Source organism: Vibrio navarrensis, assembly GCF_000764325.1.
Classification (GTDB): domain Bacteria; phylum Pseudomonadota; class Gammaproteobacteria; order Enterobacterales; family Vibrionaceae; genus Vibrio; species Vibrio navarrensis.
The window spans coordinates 2,358,916-2,376,955 of record NZ_JMCG01000001.1 but is presented as its reverse complement, the minus strand read 5'-3'; the positions used below and the strand labels follow the sequence as shown (position 1 = coordinate 2,376,955).

The following is an 18,040-nucleotide window of genomic DNA, read 5'->3' as shown; positions in this document are numbered from 1 at the left end:
ACGGGATTTTTTGCAACCAACACTAGACGACTGGTCTAATAAAAAAGGAAAAGACATGGCTCTCTCTACAAATCGTCAAATCGTCCTCGCTTCACGCCCAGTGGGCGCACCGAGCGCGGAAAACTTTCGCTTAGTTCAAAGTAATATCCCCTCGCCCGCGGTCGGAGAAATCTTGCTTCGATCGGTTTATCTGTCTCTTGATCCTTACATGCGCGGCCGCATGAGCGACGCTAAGTCGTACGCCGAGCCAGTGGCGATTGATCAAGTGATGGTCGGTGGTACCGTCTGCCAAGTCGAGGCCTCACAGCATCCAGAATTTGAAGTCGGTGAATGGGTGTTGGCGTACACCGGTTGGCAAGATTACGCCCTTTCCAACGGTGAAGGCTTAATTAAACTCGGCAAAACACCAGCCCATCCCTCTTACGCGCTGGGCGTTATGGGTATGCCGGGCTTTACTGCCTACATGGGTTTATTAGATATCGGCCTGCCCAAAGCGGGCGACACACTGGTGGTGGCTGCTGCAACAGGCGCGGTTGGCTCTATGGTTGGGCAGATTGGCAAACTCAAAGGCTGCCGCGTGATTGGTATTGCAGGCGGCGAGGAGAAATGCCAGTTTGCCAAGCAAACCTTAGGGTTTGACGAGTGTTTGGACCACAAAGCCGCAGATTTTGCCGAGCAGCTCGCTCGCGTGTGTGATAAAGGCATTGATATCTATTTTGAAAATGTCGGCGGTAAAGTGTTTGATGCCGTCTTGCCGCTGCTCAATAGCGGTGCGCGCGTGCCTCTGTGTGGACTCATTTCACAATATAATGCAACCTCACTGCCTGAAGGCCCGGATCGCATGTCGATGTTGATGGCGCAACTACTGATCAAGCGCATAAAGATGCAAGGCTTTATCATTTTTGATGATTACGCCCATCGCTACGGCGAATTTGCTGCGGATATGTCACGGTGGTTGGCCGAAGGTAAGATTCATTATCGTGAGCATTTAGTGCAAGGTTTAGAAAATGCCGCCGACGCCTTTATTGGCCTGCTTGAAGGGAAGAACTTCGGCAAGCTGGTTGTGCAAACCAATCAACCACGCTAGGAGACGATGATGATCACCTTGCATCACCTGAATAAATCCCGCTCTAAACGTATTATTTGGCTGCTGGAAGAGCTGGGCGTTGAGTATCAAATCGTCCCGTATCAACGTGATAGTGTCACTTTTTTAGCACCGCCCGAGCTGAAAGCGATCCACCCACTGGGTAAATCGCCGGTGCTTGAAGAGGATGGTCAAGTGATCGCCGAGTCCGGCGCCATCACAGAATATCTGATTGGTAAACACGCCGCCGAGCGTTTAGCACCAGCCAAAGAGAGCAAGGAATACATTGAGTATCTGCAATGGTTACACTTTGCCGAAAGCTCCGGTATGTTGCCCTTGCTACTGAAAGTGTTTCTCCTCAAGGACGGGGCAGAAACCAAGTTCTTAGCACCGTATGCAGACAGTGAGATCAGCAAGATACTGAGCTACGTAGAGCAAAGCCTCCAAGGCAAAACCTACCTTGTGGCCGAGAAGCTGACTGGCGCCGACATCATGATGTCGTTCATTGTTGAGATCACCGCACAGTTTGGTTTGCTGACGCACTACCCGAATCTGGCGCGCTACAGCGAAACGCTCGCCGCCCATCCTTGCTTTCAAAAAGCGCAAGCGCTTGAGCTGCAATACCAGTAGCCAAGCACATACTGCCTTTGCCAGCTGCACTACGGCTGGCTTTTTTATGCCTCTCGCTCAAGCAGAGCAACGGATCTTTTCGCGTTGATTTAACACAGTTCTCAAAGCATTCGGTATAGTAGCGTCGGTAAATATGAACTCCAGAAGAGGAAGCAATGAAAACAACACTATTGGCCCTTTTAAGCCTACTAACCCTTTCTGCCTGTACGGAAGTCGGTAGCAAAAGTTGGTGTGATGAGATGCGCGAAAAACCCAAAAGCGAGTGGAATACGCAAAACACCTTGGATTTCGCCAAGCACTGCTTACTCAACAATGAGGTTGGCAGCCAAAGCTGGTGCGAAGATATGGACGAAAAATCCAAAGGTGACTGGACAGCGAAAGAAGCGACCTCTTACGCCAAGTATTGTGTGCTCTAAGATTATCGCGCTCAGCACCATCTCGGCACTGAGCGCTCAGCCACCGTCAATGTGCAGTCTCGGCTGGTCGCCGTGTGCGGATAAATGGAACACCTTGTTCATCAAAGAGAACATCCGATTCAACCTGATACAACTGATGGATAAGTTCAGATGTTAACAGCTTGCTCGGGTGGCCTTGAGCGACCAACTCACCTTGCTTCATCACCAATAAGTTGTCTGCATACTGTGCTGCCAAGTTTAAATCATGTAATACCATGATACTGATGTAGTTTTTAAGTTTTGTCTGCTTGACCAAATGTTGAAGTAAAACATGCTGGTGATGCAGGTCTAAAGCGCTAACAGGTTCATCGAGCATAACAATTTCGGGCTGACGCATTAACGCCTGGGCAAACAGCACCATCTGACACTGTCCTCCACTCAAGGTTCTTACATCTCGGTGAGCTAAATGCTCAATGCCTAAACTGCCCAAAATGGCAATGCCATCATGAAGCATAGCATCATCAATACGCATGCTTAACGCATCAAGACGTCCTAACAAGATCACTTCAATGACCGTTAAATTGACATCCAGATGAATATCTTGTGGCATGTAACCAAATCGAGCGCGCCAACTGCTAAGTTGCTTCTTGCATAACGAATGCTGATTAAAGAGGATTTCGCCTTGATCTACGTTGACATCACCAAAGAGTGTTTTTAGCAAGGTACTTTTTCCCGTGCCATTCGGGCCGAGTATCGCCGTCACTTGACCCGGTTTGAGAGTGAAACTGACTTCTTTTGCTAACGTTAACTCGCCAAAGCGCACGTGGAGATTCTTGACTTCAATCATCTTAGCGCTGCCTCCCAATGATCAACCAGAAAAAGAAAGGAACACCAATAATCGCCGTAACTATGCCGATCGGAAAAAGTGCACCCGGGACGATGACTTTGGACAATACCGACGCGCTTGAGAGTAGAAATGCCCCTACGAGAAAGGAGAGCGGCAGATAGAAACGTTGGTCCTCTCCAACCAATATTTTGGCGATATTCGGCGCAACAATTCCGACAAAACCAATAATACCAACAAAACTTGTTACAGTAGCGGTCATGACAGCGACGATGAAAAGCGTTTTTAGGCGTAAGTGAGTGATATTCACGCCTAAACTTTTGGCTCGTTCTTCACCTAAACGAAGCGCCGTCAGCTTCCATGCATCCTTTAGCAATATTAAAAAGCTTATGCTGACGACCAAAGCCGTGATGGTCAAATTTTGCCAAGTTGCTTTGGATAAGCTGCCAAATAGCCAAAATAAAATTTGCTGACTTAACTCTGGCGAAGAGATGAACTGTACCAGCGAAAGCAATGACTGAAATAAAAACAGTAAAGCTATTCCCGCTAATATCAACTGTCCAGTCCCTACATGGCGAACGGAGGCTAAAGCAAAAAGAAAACAAGCCGAAATCATACAAAAAATAAAAGCCCCAAGCGGCACCGCAAAATGGCTATTGATGCCTAATGGCCCCAAATAGAGCACTAATGCCGCTCCAAAACCAGCAGCTGCGGCCATCCCTAAGGTATAAGGACTAGCCATAGAGTTGTTCAGCAGCGTCTGCATCTCTGCCCCACCCACACCAAGCGAACCACCAACAAAAATGGCCATGAGGGCGATGGGCAAACGCAAGTTTTTTACAATAACTTGCGTAGAAGGTTCGACTTGGAATGGCAGCCCAACCCACTCTAAAAGCGTATGTAACACTGAAGTGACATCAATAAGCGAAGGGCCTGTCATCAAATCAAGCACAAAAGAGCTCAACAGTAAGAGACCAAAGGCGATCAGCATAACGCTGCGACGGCGCTCGCTTTTACGTTGTGCCAGTACGATTTGCTGGACCATTTCTAAAGACATGTTTACAACCTACCAATCCAAACAAACCGCGCTTTACTCAAAAGAAGCGGGGCAAAACACTGTCACGTAGCTCATTTTTCACGCCCCAATCGGCCATTAGGGCTGAACGGATGCCGAGTTGACGGACCAAGAAGAGATTGTGGCTTTTACTTTCACTTACCATTTATTCAATAACTTATTGGTTTGAAAAACATCCAATCAAACTTATCTGTGCCGAGAAAATTGTAACATCAGGTTTATCAATAATCATTAAAAACGTGAATCAAAATGAGAATGGTTTGCATATTAATTGAACATATTCCTATAATGCCAAGCCTTCACCACAGGCCTGTTAAAAAAAAACGAACTAATAAATGAATAGGATTGTATATGCATCAAAAACTATTGATGATCGCTTCGCTTGTGTTTAGCTCCGCAGCGTTCTCTGCTGTGACCACTGTGACTGATATTCTGGGGCGCGAAGTCACTTTCGACGCGCCAGCGCAACGCGTGATCGTTGGATTTTACCCTGAGGATTACATGGCGATTGGTACAGAAGCGGCATTTGATAAGGTCGTTGGAATGTCAAAGTACATTTGGCAAGCTCGGCCAACAAATTGGGAGATGTACGTTAAACACCGCCCTTCTTTAGACAAAATTCCTGAGATTGGCCGAGTAGACACCAACGCCTTTTCACTAGAAAAAGTGATCAGTTTAAGCCCTGATTTGATTATGCTCGCTGATTGGCAATATAAGGCACTCTCTAACGAAGTGACTCGATTGGAAGAAATGGGGATTCCAGTGCTTGTGGTTGACTATAATGCTCAGACCATTGAGCGACATGTAAAAAGTACCCAATTAATTGGTGTTATTACTGGGCAAACAGAAAGAGCCGAAAAAATTGCTCAAGACTATGCGCAAAATGCAGCCATGATCACTGAGCGCCTAGAGAAAGCCAACCTGCCAAAACCCAAGATCTACACAGAGTTCGGCGCAAGCGGCATCAATGACATCGGCTATACATTCGGTAAGAACATGTGGGGAGCTATCGCAACCACTGCGGGGGGAGACAACATCGCCACCCCTTATGTTGAATGGTGGGGCCAAATGAACCCGGAACAAATAATTGCCAGCAATCCAGACGTCATCGTCATCACTGGTTACGAATCTGGAAGCTCTGATAGTTCAATGATTATTGGTCAAGGCGTTGCTGAAGAAAAAGCGCAAGCAGCGTTGCAAGGCTTCAAACAACGTCTTGGCTGGTCCACGCTCTCTGCGGTGAAAAACAACCGCATGTATGCCGCTTATCACGGTGCCTGTCGCACCATCATGGATGGCGCCATGATTCAATTTTATACCAAGGCGCTCTATCCAGAGCTGTTTGCCGATCTCAATCCTAGCCGGGCTTATCACGAGTTTTACCAGAAGTATCTTCCCGTCTTGCCGGAGGGAACCTTTGTCACTCAGCTTCGCTAACTTGCCATGTCTCGATAAAGCGAAGCTTTCCGGATAGAAAATATTCTTTTCACCTCATACTGCATCCATGCCGTATGAGGTTTTTCTCTTTTGAGCTCACTCAGATACGGCTAGAGAAAAACTATAATGAAAAACTGGAGGTTAATTTTGATTGGCCATCAGCCATAGCTTCCAGATTAACTGCCGATTCAGCCAATTTTCTTGAGAACTGAGCGTTTTTACTGGACAAGCTTTGTATACTTTCAATATTACCTGCGACAAGAGAAGTTAATTGATTATGAACATCGGTTTTGATAACAACCTGATGACTATTGGCTTCTACAACGCCCAACATGTGATGGATCTTTGATAACACATTCCCTACCTCTAACGTTTGATTTTTACAGCTCTCCATTGCAGCATTAGAGTGATTAATAAGTGCCACCGCTTGTTGGGATTTAGATTGAAACTGCCTAACTATCTTTTGAATGTAGTTTGCTGACTCTGCAGACTGAGAAGCCAACAAGCGAACTTCATCTGCAACAACAGAAAAGCCTCTTCCTTGTTCACCAGCACGAGCTGCTTCAATCGCTGCATTTAGTGCAAGCAAGTTCGTTTGTTCTGAGATACTGGTTATCGAATGCAAAATGGTTTCTATATTTCGGCTTTCAGAATCAAGTTGAACAATAGTCTCGATAAATAAGAGCATATTGTCAGATAACTCCTGCAAAAATTGGAGATTTTTCGCCATCGTGTCCTGACCAGAATGCGAACTCTCAACGGCATCTTGAATGGTTAACAGAGTTTGCCTAGCGAAAGTGGTAATCTCTTCTACAGAGTGTTCAATTTCTGTCATTACATCCGCGACGACTTGCGTCTGCTTTGTTTGCTCCAGCACGGAATAATTCAGTGATTTACTGATGTCTTGATTTTCAACCGATGCGAGATTCAAATCGTTTGCTGATTCTCGTATCTGGGCAATCATAATAGCGAGATGATCGATAACAGAATTAATTTTATTAGATATGGCACCAAATTCATCGTTCTGTGAGTAACTTACCCGAACTGATAGATCTTTTTCTTCTATGTTACTAAGTGTGGAGTTAACGGCTTTACTGGCTTTGGATATCATACGAGCAATGCTTACACCAATTAAAGTAGAAATAACCACAGAAAAGATCGTAATAAGTATGATATAAGTAAGCGAATATTGATAACTACTGAGTGACTTATCATAATGAACGCGTGAAAGATCTTGGGAATATTCCAAAAGAGAATTGATGATAGTAACTTGCTTATCAAGCATTACTTCTATCATATTTCTCGATTCAAAAAGATCTTCACTCTGCCTGACTAACCTCATGTGCTCTTTGACAACACCAGTATCATCAAAAAGTTGCTCTTCAAGTGTTGATAATAGCTTTTCATTATCCTTATAGTGTGAAATTTCACCTAACTTTAACTTATCAATCGCTTCAGCTAATAGCCTTTTTCTATTATTTAATCTATGCTCGATCGAACTGAACTCTAGCGAATCACGTAAATAAAAAAGGTAATCAACCTCACTGGATATAAATCTGACTTGATGAAGTAAGCCAGATATGGACTCTTTGACATTTATTTTTGAAGATGAATTATAACTTTCATTTAAATTGTTATAAAGCTCTGACAAAAAAACTCTGAAATCTATCTGTTGAGCAATATTATCATTTTTATCTGTCAGATATATTTTAAACGAACTTAGTAAAGCTCGCAGTTTGTCAATCAATAGTTCGCTGTAAATAACACCTTCTTCTATTCTATCTCTGAACTGTTCATCATCTGAGGATAATGTTTCTACCTTTTTCAATTGATCTCTATAGTAATCTATTTTTCCCTCAATTTTAGATTCAAACTCGGGAAGTTCATCAACATATTGTGAAGAAAAGAAAGGGGTAAGTGCACGATTAATGTCTAGCAGTTTGATATTTAAATTTGACGATTCCATCATAAGTGGAGTTGACGTCCTAGTTAGAAATTCAAAGTTGGAAATTAGTCTCTCATTACTGACTATAGAAATAGCAGAAGACACTATCATAAATAGTATAATAAAGAAGAATCCAGCATAAATTTTTGAAACAAGAGAAGACATCATTCGCAACCTAAACGTTTTATAATGGGTATTCTAGATACCCATTATTTTTGAGAAAAATCACTGATTGGTTAAAAGCCTCTTACCACCAAGCTTCGAACATTGCACCAAAAGTCGCGGTATCTAAATTGCTTGATTTCATTTGGCCTGTCGATGAGTCAAAGCCGATGTACTCATTGTCTGCTTTGCCGATTGTCGCATAGAAACGCAACATAGGACGTGCACCAGTCTTTGAGCTAATAGCAATATTCTGTGAAAGTGTTACTTTCCAAGAGCTATTTTTTGCATCAACATGCTTGTAATCAACTAAACTGAAGCCAGTATCCAACCATGTTGAGTTCATATTATCCCAAGCATAAGTGGGGCGAACAATTACGTTGTAGTTTACTCTGTCATTAAAGTCAGCGACGTCTAGGGACTGATAGGCTGCCAAGTATTGAACACCAAAGTCATTGGAGATTTCCTGCTCACCGTTAAAGCTGAATAATAATGCTTTCTGGTCTTCGGTCATATCGAAAACACTGTCTTTGGCATTGTCAGAATAACGTACAATCAACTTGTGCTTTCCGGCAGAAATCTCCCCACCTACTTGGTAAGAATCAATATCGTAATAAGGTTGTTCCTTCGCTTTTTCCGAAGCAAAACCGTAGTTTGCGTACAGAGCAAGATCCGCTAGACCAAATATTTTCATATCATGCAGTTTCGTGGTGAGTGCATATTTTCCGCTATCACCAACCATGTCGCCTTCTACCTGACCGACAATACTCATATCGAGCTTCACTCCGGCTAAGTTTAGGTTGTAGAAGCCTCCACCCTGTCCGTCGTGCATCATCCAAAAATAATCGTTAAGATCGGTCTGCGCTCGTTGATGAAAATCGCGGCCAGCCCACACTCTTAACTCCGGCTGTGAAGAGACGAAGTTGGTAACACTAGCGTAGGTTTTCTTGAGTTTAACCCCACCCGTAGTGGCCCATGAAGAGTCAGAGTAGTGATCGAACATTACAACAATATCCCATCTCGCGCCTTGTTCTCCGGTGAATGTTCTGCTTAGGCTAAACTCGCCGCCGTTGTTTTCATTCCCGAGCCTGCCTGTTGCATTGCCATTCAATGCCCCGGCTGTGTTCACAGTTTTTTCATCGCTACCTTGAAATGCTGCACCATAGCGGGCGTAGCCAGAAAAATTAAACCCCTCGACATCGGCAGCATAAATAGACGCTGAAAAAAGAGGAAGAGTCACAGCAATACAAGTAGGAAGGAATTTCATTGCTTTCATTTCATTATCCTTAATATTTTACTTAAACTAATCGCGCAAATTTTTACCTTTATTAGGTAATAAGATATTTTGAATTCTGGGTATAGTTAGATAACAATGCTATTTAATACATTGTTTTATCCATAGATAGATAAATAAACCAATCTGCAATAAATAACTCCGACAGAGTTATTTTATTTCTTCACAAGCCCGAGAGGCGTCAAAATCACTAGGGATTTTCTTTATGGCAACATTAGTAAAACTAAAGTCTAACCCATTCATACTATCCCAAACACCCGATAGGTATATGGCTTTATTAACAGAAGATAGATTCTCAATCGGTATTAATGATGAAATCGGAAAATGGCATCGATGCCATGCCGAGCCCTCTGGGATAAGAGATTTGTCGATAGTCATAAATCGGCCAAAATCGACACTACTGCCATCTATACGAAGTTGGATGTTATCTGAGTCACCGTAGCTTGAGATATTTAGATCAATGGCTAAGAGATTCTCTGAATAGTTCGATAGGTCGCTATTTGCATCATCTTTACCTAAGAAAACGCCTCCATTTTGCGAAAATGCAGCATGAACAATCTGATTGGTGTTTTCTACATTTGCTCCGAAACTGTTTACGGGATACATTTCGCTCAAATCTTGTGCCCCGTTCTTATTTCCGAAGTAATACAAAGCAACTTCATCTGTTTGTAAACTCGGAATAACCTCAGCAGGAGTATCACTATCTTTAGCAACGTCACACGAAACAGGATCAATGGTCGGTTTTTCCTCTTTCAACTTATAGATTATGTCAGTAATTTCATAATCAAATTTCTCTTTCACATCGAGGTGAAAAGGCGTAGCGACGCTTTTTAGATCTATCTCTGTCGCTCCATCGACTGGTTTCATGCAGTTTACCGGAATGGTTACGCTTGCCCACTTGCCTGACTCCGTAAGAATATTTGACAGTTGCAAGCTACTTCTATTGGGCCATTCATTATCGATTGAGACTGAAAATGACGACGGAAACGCACTTTTCGGGCGGATTTTAAACGCTATGTAACCTGAACTGTATTTCTCCAAATTAAGTGGGCTGTCTGATTTGATCATATACATGCCACTGCCATTTCCGGAAACTTGGACATCAGCGGTGTCTCTTTCACCATTGTTGTTAATCAGCACAGCACCGATACTGTTCATTGAAACCTGTGCACCATTGACCTGTGTAAGATTCCAATTATCTTTTTCAGATTGTATCCAGGAAGTAAAGCTCACATTTGCTTGCGTTCCCAATAAGATCAGTTCTTCACTTTGTTTTACTTCTAGACTTTTAATTTCTTTATCAAAGTCACAACCAACCATTGAGGTAGACAAAATAGATAAAATAATAACTTTGCCATTACATGATTTCATAATTTCTACTCTATAAAAAATATAATTTAAAACAACTTGAATTATTCCCAGGGTGTAACCTTAACATTGCGATACTTTGCATAAACTGGAAGCCAATTATAAGAGCTAGGTGGAAAATGACGATTGGCACTGATCCAGTTGTTTATAAATAGCTGCATATAACTGCTCACCTTGGCATTTGCACGCCGAACTTGAATCCAGCTATTGCTATTTCGGTTGAAAACTTCCCAAGTCACACCATATTCATCAATTGAAAATGCGTATTTCTCCATATTCCAAATAGATAGTCCATAACGTCCTAAATCAATATCAACAGGAGATTGCTGCCCCTTAATCCATATATTGGTATGCAATAGGTTGGTTCCTCCCATCAGTTCGATATCAACTTCGTAATGGCTTTCCCTTCCTGATTCGCCAACATACGTGAAGAACGAACTGATCGTTCCTGGAACTGAACCCGCTTGCATTTCAACTTCATAACGACCCTTGCGCATATATGCGTATGTACGCATCTCTGCACAGGTTTTAAACCCGTTGTCGTGTTTCGCATGAAGTATGAGAAGATCGTTTTCCTTCCAGATATTTCCAGAGCTCCAAGTACAGTCGAATTCGCTTCCTTGGTTCTTCCAACCATCAGAAACAGACCACTGAAAACCACTCCAGTCCATTGCAAACGCACTGTTAAAAAAAGCAGTGCTGGTCAAAACAGTAAAAATAAACAGTCTAATCAGCATAATCCTCGTCTCCAATAATTTTAAGTTAAAGCATTTTTATCACTACCACTCTTTGAAATGATTTCTTGTATTACAGTGTTTTCAACTTTAGTGGTTATGAATTTTTTTTGTCTAGATTTGAGACTGGTATTTGTCAGGCACAATAATATCTTTGATCTCAAGTTTGGTCTTGATCACGTTCAACCGATATCCATGAAAAACTTTCTTGGAGTGATTTGAAATAAATCGATGTGCTTTCATCAGAGGTATTAAAAAGATAGCAACACTCACATATTATTGATTATACGATTGAGTTCTCATCGAAAAGGTTGTTATAAGATAGATACCAAATTGCTCTGTCTACTTGTTTATTTATATAAGCACGGCGCTTTTTGCTTTCTATCTTCTTAATTTTAAAGAGGTTAAAATGATTAAAAAACGGTTACTTGTGCTAAATTTATTTAGCTGCAGTTTAATTGCGCTTACAGGTTGTACTGCCGAAACATCCACATCTAGTTTTAATAACACAAAGACTATCAACCTTCTGGCCAACAGCGATTTCTCTCAAGGCGTTGACGGATGGTGGGCGGCGGGAGGCTCGCTAAAAGCGGTAGATAATATCGGTTGCATATCTTTCACAGAGAGTGGAAGTAACCCGTGGGATGTTATTTTAGGTCAATCTGGTCTAGCTCTTAAACAAGGTGAAAATTACACCCTCCGCTTCGATGCCATGGCACAAAAGGCCATTAATGTAAAAACCATTGTCCAACATGATGGCGCGCCCTACACCAGCTATCTTGTCCAAGACATTCCACTTGCCAACGAGTTCAAATCGTTTCATTTTTCTTTTAAACCTTCGGATAACGATGACAAAGTGCAACTGCATTTTCAGATCGGTACTCAGGCACCAACCACCGTTTGCGTTAAGCAGCTTTCGCTAACTGGCCCTGTTTACGAAAAGAAAGTCGATCTGGCCAAAGTGCGAGTGAATCAAGTTGGCTATTTTACCAGCGCGCAAAAGTATGCAACGGTAGCTACCGAAGAAAAGTCCCCCTTAACGTGGGCACTATTGGATGCGAAAAAAGCGGTGATTGCCGAAGGAAAAACGCTACCATTTGGACTCAATAGTGCTTCTGGTGAGCAGGTTCAGCTTGTTGATTTCAGCCATGTCAAATCCTCGGCAAAAGGCGTAGTACTCGAAGTCAACGGTGAGCGAAGCCACCCATTTGATCTTGATGACAGTATTTACCGTGACATGAAGTACGATGCGCTTTCCTTCTTTTATCAGCAGCGAAGCGGCATTGATATTGAGGAGCAATATGTACAACGTGCCGACTTAGCTCGACCAGCAGGTCACAAACCGGAAATTGCCACGTGTTTCAACAAAAAAGATGCAAAAGGCAATAACTGGCCCGGTTGCGATCTATCGCTCGATGTTTCAGGGGGTTGGTACGATGCTGGCGACCATGGAAAGTATGTGGTTAACGGCGGAATTTCGCTCTGGACTCTGATGAATTTTTACGAAAGAGAGAAACTTGCCAAGAAAAATGGCCAAAGCGCGTTCGCTGATGGCAAAGTCAAGATTCCAGAGAACAGCAATCAATTCAATGATCTGTTGGATGAGTCTCGTTGGATGATGGATTTTATGCTTGCCATGCAAGTGCAAGACAATCGTCAAATTTGGGTACCGGTCGGCGATCAATCTGAGCAGCTAACCAACCTTAAACTCACAGCCATAAATGCGAATGGCATGGTTTTCCATAAGATAGCAGATGATTCTTGGACTGGAATGCCTTTGCCTCCTCACAAAGATCCCAAAGAGCGTTATTTGAGTTATCCAACGACTGCAGCGACGCTGAACCTAGCAGCAACAGCGGCACAATGTGCACGTGTATGGCGAGATCTGGATGATAAATACGCGGAGCGTTGCCTGTCGGCCGCCGAAAAAGCCTGGCAAGCCGCCAAAGTGAACAGCCATGTTTATGCATATGACAACTTTGTCGGTTCTGGCCCCTACGATGATACCAAGGTAGACGATGAGTTCTATTGGGCAGCGGCAGAGCTTTTTGCCACCACAGGTAAGACGGAATATAAAGAAGCCATTCAGCGTTCTCCGTACTACTTAACCACTCCGACTGGAGATAGTGAGGCGACCGGAGATCTATATTGGCAAGGGGTGAGCGGTGCTGGGACTCTCACACTGGCTATTGTTCCGAATCGCCTCTCAGATGACGCAGTGCGTAAAGCACGTGCGAACATCGTTGCAACAGCAGATGCTTATCAGCAGGCGATAGCGAAAGAAGGCTATCGTATCCCCTATCAAGCAAGCGAGTATCCATGGGGTTCAAACTCTAACCTGATGAACAGAAGCATTTTCTTAGGTATTGCCTATGACTTCACCAAGGATACAAAGTACGCCCAAGCGATAATGGATGCAATGGATTACATTCTCGGTCGAAACCCGCTCGATCAATCTTATGTCTCGGGTTACGGAAGCCGTCAATTGATGAATCCACACCACCGTTTTTGGGCGCATGCGGCTGACTCTTCTTCACCTATGGTTCCACCAGGTGTGATGTCTGGTGGACCAAACTCGATCAGCTTCAGTGATCCTGTTGCCTCGTCAATGAAAGGAAAATGCATAGGACAAACATGCTGGAAAGATGATATTGGCGCCTGGACTTTAAATGAAATCACAATTAACTGGAATGCCCCTTTTTTCTGGGCAGTGAGTTTCCTTGATGAATATATTCAATAAAGCAATATCATTTTAAATGGCAGACAAGTAGTTGAGAAAATATTCTCGGCTACTTGTTTTTCTATAGGCTGTTTTGTATGGATAAGCTTTTTATCGGTAGCGAGATTTTGTTGATTCTCGCGCAATTAAACTAATAGGCGGCAAGCGGATAGTTTCCGATTCACCACTAAGCAAATTCAATGCACACTTCGCACTAAGCGCTCCAATTTCCTCAAGAGGCTGACGCAGAGTGGTTAAAGAAGGAGTAAAGTACGGTGACGTGGGTAAATCATCAAACCCAATCACAGAAACGTCTTCTGGCACCTTGAATCCATTGTCGTACAATGCTTTTATCGCACCATAAGCACTTAGATCATTTGCAGCGAATATAGCAGAAAAATAGACCTTCGATTTGATCAACTCGACCGTTTTTTCGTAACCACTCTTAATACTAAAGTCACCCTCAAGTATTAGCTTTTCTTTGATATGGATTCCTGCTTCGTTTAGCGCTCGAACATAACCATTATATCGATATATGGCATCATCATGATTTGGCAAACCTTTTATATGAGCTATATTTACATGACCGAGCTGTATTAAATGCAGTGTCGCTAAATATCCACCTAGATTATTATCTAGTGATATTGAACGTATCTTATCTGCAACAATGTTGTAACCTACAGCAACAACGGGAATCGTTTCAGAAATTTTTACTATTAATTTTTTATCAACATTTCCAGAAATAATAATAATCGCATCAACATCACTCTTCATTAAATATTCGAGTGAATACGCCACCAAGCTTTCCTGCCAACTGTTGACTGAAATTAGCAAAGAGTAGCCATGTTTCGCTAGAAGCTTTTCCATGTCAATGAGAATGCTACTCGTATACGGACTATCAGGATTCTGCACGAGGACACCAATCGTCATTGAGCGTGTTTTGACCAACTTATCCGCATACTTTGGCGGCTTATAGCCCAGTTCTCTTATCGCCTGCTCAATTTTTTCTGTTTTATCATTCGACACATAAGAGGTTCGATTGAAATAGCGTGACACTGTACTTTGAGAAACGTTGGCAAGCCTCGCCACCTCATAAGCCGTCGGCATTTTTACTTTATCTGTTCTTTTCATAAAACCACTGAAGCTCACAACCAAGTTAGTATCTTTTTTTTAACATACCACTCTACACTCGCCCAAAACAACAAAAAAGAGGTTAATCATAAAAATCAACCCCTTGTAGTATTGAACTTAACAATATAGATAGGAAAAAATCATGCCCGGCCTAAAATATCGACCCGCAGTGTACTTCATGCCGCAACTGAGCAACCAATGATATAGCCGTTCCAGCGTTTCCTCATCCACACCTAAAATCGCGAGATTCTGCAAAAACGCCGCTTTGCTCGACAGCAAATCATGGCTGACCCGCAGATCTGGCCGAAGTGCCCGATAGGAGATTAAGTGATCTAACCAGTGTGCCGCTACCTCTTTACTCAATAAAAACTGTTTTTGTAACTGCTCACTCGTGACTTGGAACGAGCAGTTAAAGCCTTCAGGAGCGGCAAATGGAATTTTCGCCGAACGGTAAAGGGTGTGATACACGGTATCTAATAGTCTCTCCGCATACTGTTTCTTTCCTGCATACTTAAGCGCCGTGGCCACACTAAACTGGATCCCGCCCCAAACATCTTGAGCTTGAAAAGCATCATGCGGAGAACCATCAGAAAGTGTCATGTTTGCCACCCCCAAGTTAGGGCTATTGCGAAGGAAATTACGTTCATAGATAAATTCCAACGTTCTTTCGATTCGGTCCGCGTGAAATAGACCATCTAGGCCAACAAGTTTCAAATAGGTATCGGCAACCAAAGCATCACCAAAACTGTTGTCTGAGTCCAGAATCATCACTTGATACTGTCGCGTAAACGCCAACGGAGCCGTTGCAAGAAGATTCTGCTTCTTGCGTAATCTTTGCTCAATTCTCGGTACATCACTTTGTTCATCGACTCGATCAAGATAGGTATTCAGTATCGACTTGTCGGTGACTAAATCCCCTGTCAGTACTATCCCTAACTCTTCCAGTGGCTGATAATCTTTTCCGGTTAAATGCTTAGTTTGAATAGGCGTGGCATAAAAATGGTAGTAACCATTTTTTTCATCCCATAAGCTACTTTCAATCGTACTCAATGCGCGCTGAGATTGCTGCTTGTACTCTTCTGCTAAACTAGGTTCTTGCATAATATGCGCAAGCTCTCCCGCCGCTTTGAGGCCAGCAGCCCATAAACTCGCACAATAGATCGAGATGCCATGAGAGGAAAGATTATCGAAGGTGTCATCCGTACCATGAACCAAAGGTAGCGAATCGCCCTCTTCTATAAGGCTCGATAAATAGTGGATGCTCTCTTTGACCGCGAGCCAACAATACTCCACAAGTTGTTTATTTTTGGTTTGTTGATAGTGGCGGTACACCATCAAAATAAATTTAGGCGCTAGATCTTTCCATTCTTTTACATTATGCCAACTGTACGCATCTGGCTTAATATCAAACGGGCTACCTAGATCATGAATAACGGCACCATACAATGCCCGTGGGCCTTCATATTTTGCGTCATTCAGCTCAGCAAACGGCTTGTCTTCGTATTCCCAATATCTCCGTTTCGTGTCGTCGGTTGATAATATCGCGTCAGCAAAAGCTTGCATCACGCTACCATCAAGTTCAGGGAGCAGATACAAAATTGAAAATGAGCCGTAGAAATAGACATCTAATGAGTTGAAAAATGGGTAATCCACACACTCCTTGACCAGAAATCTATTTTCGCAATCCCACACGGTTGACTCGGAGAGAAATGACAAGGTATTCATCGCCATGGTTGAATAACGCTTTGCCGTCTCTTTATCCTGCATGTTCTGATTGGCTAGAGATAAAAAATCATTTTGCTGCTTAACAATTTTTTCTTCTATTTTGTCAAGCTGTGACAGCACCTCTTTTATCATCCAAGTGGCTCTTTGATGTTTAGGAAAGAAATTGGTGTATGCTTTCTCTGTTCTCAAATCATCAAGCCATATCTTGCTATGATCCATCACCTGTAAATAGCGCAGGTCTACCGTTTCACCCGGCTGCAGTTCCACTTGCACACATACCAAGGCAGTCACACTCTCGCGTCCACTATAAATACCGCGATCAAAATGGCTACTAGTGCGTCCTGTTTTTAATGCATTTATAAGCTGGGTTTCGACTTTACTACTGTAGACAGAGGGCTTTACCGTTACCGTTATCTTCCCGGACTCAAGATCGGCTTTTCTAGCGACAACGCCATACTGTACTTCTCCTTCTATATCCGATGAGTAAGGTGAATCGCTGCGTAAACTGGCGCCAATAAACTCGACATCGTCATCCTCAATGTTGCTCTGGCTATGCTTATGTGAAATCGCATTTCTGATCAGATAACATGCCGAATCCTGCACGCCGTGACGGGCTTTTTCATAGGTAGAACCGAGCAAGTTTTCCAGTGGTTGTGCCAGCGTGATCAATTTGGTGCAATCTGATAGGTTGGTGAGTTCAAATTGATTCCAGTGCAGCGGTAATGAGCACAATTTCTGCTCATTTTTCACTATCGGTGAAACCACTTTGCGGGTCACTTTGAGCGTGTCGATGCCTGCATACTGATACTGAGCAATCGGGTACAAGGCTTGGTAGTGAATATTTTCGCTATTCATTGAGCGAACTTGATCGACACTTTTACCGGTAAGAGAGAGACAATCAGCCGAAGCGTTGATGAGCAAACCGTCAAAAAAATCCATCGCAACCAAAAGTTGTGTCATCAGCGAGGTGGCATCTTGCTCAATGTGCTTTTGGGTTTTTTCAGTAAACTCCACCTTCCAACGCAAAAAATTGGACTGATTGTCACTGTAGAAATTCGAACTAATTAGGCTCTTTTTTATTGTTTCGATGGCACGTTCTTCACTCACACAGTCGAGCTTTTGGCCATTAAATAGTGCTGGATAGAAATGCAAAAATCGCTTTAACTCTTCGAGATCTCTTATTGCTATATTTTCGATATTTATCGGTTCCATTACTGAAATGTAAAAATCATTAAAGTTAATGGAACATTCCGAACAGTCAACATAAACACCAGGAATAAAGCTAAAGTTTGGTGTTTCACCTTTGGGGGTAAGGGTAAACGTCGAGCCGATTCCCCCTACTGCCATTCCCGTATTTTCCGGTGTTGTAGATACCGGAGTATACCAAGGTTGAATAAATTCAACTGCGTCACCTTTCGCACACAAATCACGTGCTATTCCATGATAAGTTGTGTATGGAATTTTATTCTTCATAGTTTAAATCCAATATTGAATATT

Annotated in this window: 13 protein-coding genes; 5 read left to right on the top strand and 8 right to left on the bottom strand. The window is 42.9% G+C overall.

What is annotated here, in order from left to right:
• Positions 1 to 55: 55 nt before the first annotated feature.
• From curA to EA26_RS10565, 3 genes are all read left to right on the top strand, one after another.
• Positions 56 to 1,087 (top strand): NADPH-dependent curcumin/dihydrocurcumin reductase, encoded by a 1,032-nt coding sequence (gene curA, locus EA26_RS10575; protein ID WP_039427341.1) that lies wholly within the window; start codon positions 56 to 58, stop codon positions 1,085 to 1,087.
• Positions 1,088 to 1,096: 9 nt separating this feature from the next.
• Entirely contained in the window at positions 1,097 to 1,714 is a 618-nt protein-coding gene (locus EA26_RS10570; RefSeq protein ID WP_039427340.1) for a glutathione S-transferase family protein, read from the top strand.
• A 155-nt stretch (positions 1,715 to 1,869) separates the two neighbouring features.
• Positions 1,870 to 2,130, top strand: a complete 261-nt coding sequence (locus EA26_RS10565) for a DUF3012 domain-containing protein (protein WP_039427339.1) — start codon at positions 1,870 to 1,872, stop codon at positions 2,128 to 2,130.
• Between the two features lie 46 nt (positions 2,131 to 2,176).
• On the opposite strand, the gene EA26_RS10560 is transcribed toward EA26_RS10565, so the two are convergent.
• Positions 2,177 to 2,956, bottom strand: a complete 780-nt coding sequence (locus EA26_RS10560; RefSeq protein ID WP_039427337.1) for an ABC transporter ATP-binding protein — start codon at positions 2,954 to 2,956, stop codon at positions 2,177 to 2,179.
• A 1-nt stretch (position 2,957) separates the two neighbouring features.
• Positions 2,958 to 4,010 (bottom strand): FecCD family ABC transporter permease, encoded by a 1,053-nt coding sequence (locus EA26_RS10555; protein WP_039427336.1) that lies wholly within the window; start codon positions 4,008 to 4,010, stop codon positions 2,958 to 2,960.
• A 369-nt stretch (positions 4,011 to 4,379) separates the two neighbouring features.
• Here EA26_RS10555 and EA26_RS10550 point away from each other — a divergent pair, with 369 nt between their 5' ends.
• Entirely contained in the window at positions 4,380 to 5,465 is a 1,086-nt protein-coding gene (locus EA26_RS10550; RefSeq protein WP_039427335.1) for an ABC transporter substrate-binding protein, read from the top strand.
• A 121-nt stretch (positions 5,466 to 5,586) separates the two neighbouring features.
• On the opposite strand, the gene EA26_RS10545 is transcribed toward EA26_RS10550, so the two are convergent.
• The 4 genes from EA26_RS10545 to EA26_RS20100 form a co-directional block, all read right to left on the bottom strand.
• Positions 5,587 to 7,575 (bottom strand): methyl-accepting chemotaxis protein, encoded by a 1,989-nt coding sequence (locus EA26_RS10545; protein WP_052079719.1) that lies wholly within the window; start codon positions 7,573 to 7,575, stop codon positions 5,587 to 5,589.
• Positions 7,576 to 7,657: 82 nt separating this feature from the next.
• On the bottom strand, positions 7,658 to 8,848 hold the full coding sequence (locus EA26_RS10540) for a carbohydrate porin (RefSeq protein ID WP_039427334.1): 1,191 nt from the start codon (positions 8,846 to 8,848) through the stop codon (positions 7,658 to 7,660).
• 168 nt (positions 8,849 to 9,016) lie between these two features.
• Positions 9,017 to 10,237, bottom strand: a complete 1,221-nt coding sequence (locus EA26_RS10535; protein WP_039427332.1) for a putative glycoside hydrolase — start codon at positions 10,235 to 10,237, stop codon at positions 9,017 to 9,019.
• Positions 10,238 to 10,278: 41 nt separating this feature from the next.
• Positions 10,279 to 10,971, bottom strand: a complete 693-nt coding sequence (locus tag EA26_RS20100; protein ID WP_052079717.1) for a family 16 glycosylhydrolase — start codon at positions 10,969 to 10,971, stop codon at positions 10,279 to 10,281.
• A gap of 406 nt (positions 10,972 to 11,377) precedes the next feature.
• On the opposite strand from EA26_RS20100, the gene EA26_RS10525 reads away from it, so the two are divergent.
• Positions 11,378 to 13,708, top strand: coding sequence for a glycoside hydrolase family 9 protein (locus EA26_RS10525; RefSeq protein WP_039427331.1), 2,331 nt, complete (start codon positions 11,378 to 11,380; stop codon positions 13,706 to 13,708).
• Between the two features lie 90 nt (positions 13,709 to 13,798).
• Here the strand turns inward: EA26_RS10525 and EA26_RS10520 are convergent, their stop codons facing one another.
• Entirely contained in the window at positions 13,799 to 14,818 is a 1,020-nt protein-coding gene (locus EA26_RS10520; protein WP_039427329.1) for a LacI family DNA-binding transcriptional regulator, read from the bottom strand.
• A 117-nt stretch (positions 14,819 to 14,935) separates the two neighbouring features.
• Positions 14,936 to 18,016: a GH116 family glycosyl hydrolase gene (locus tag EA26_RS10515; RefSeq protein WP_039427328.1), complete on the bottom strand. Its 3,081-nt coding sequence runs from the start codon at positions 18,014 to 18,016 to the stop codon at positions 14,936 to 14,938.
• Positions 18,017 to 18,040 lie beyond the last annotated feature (24 nt).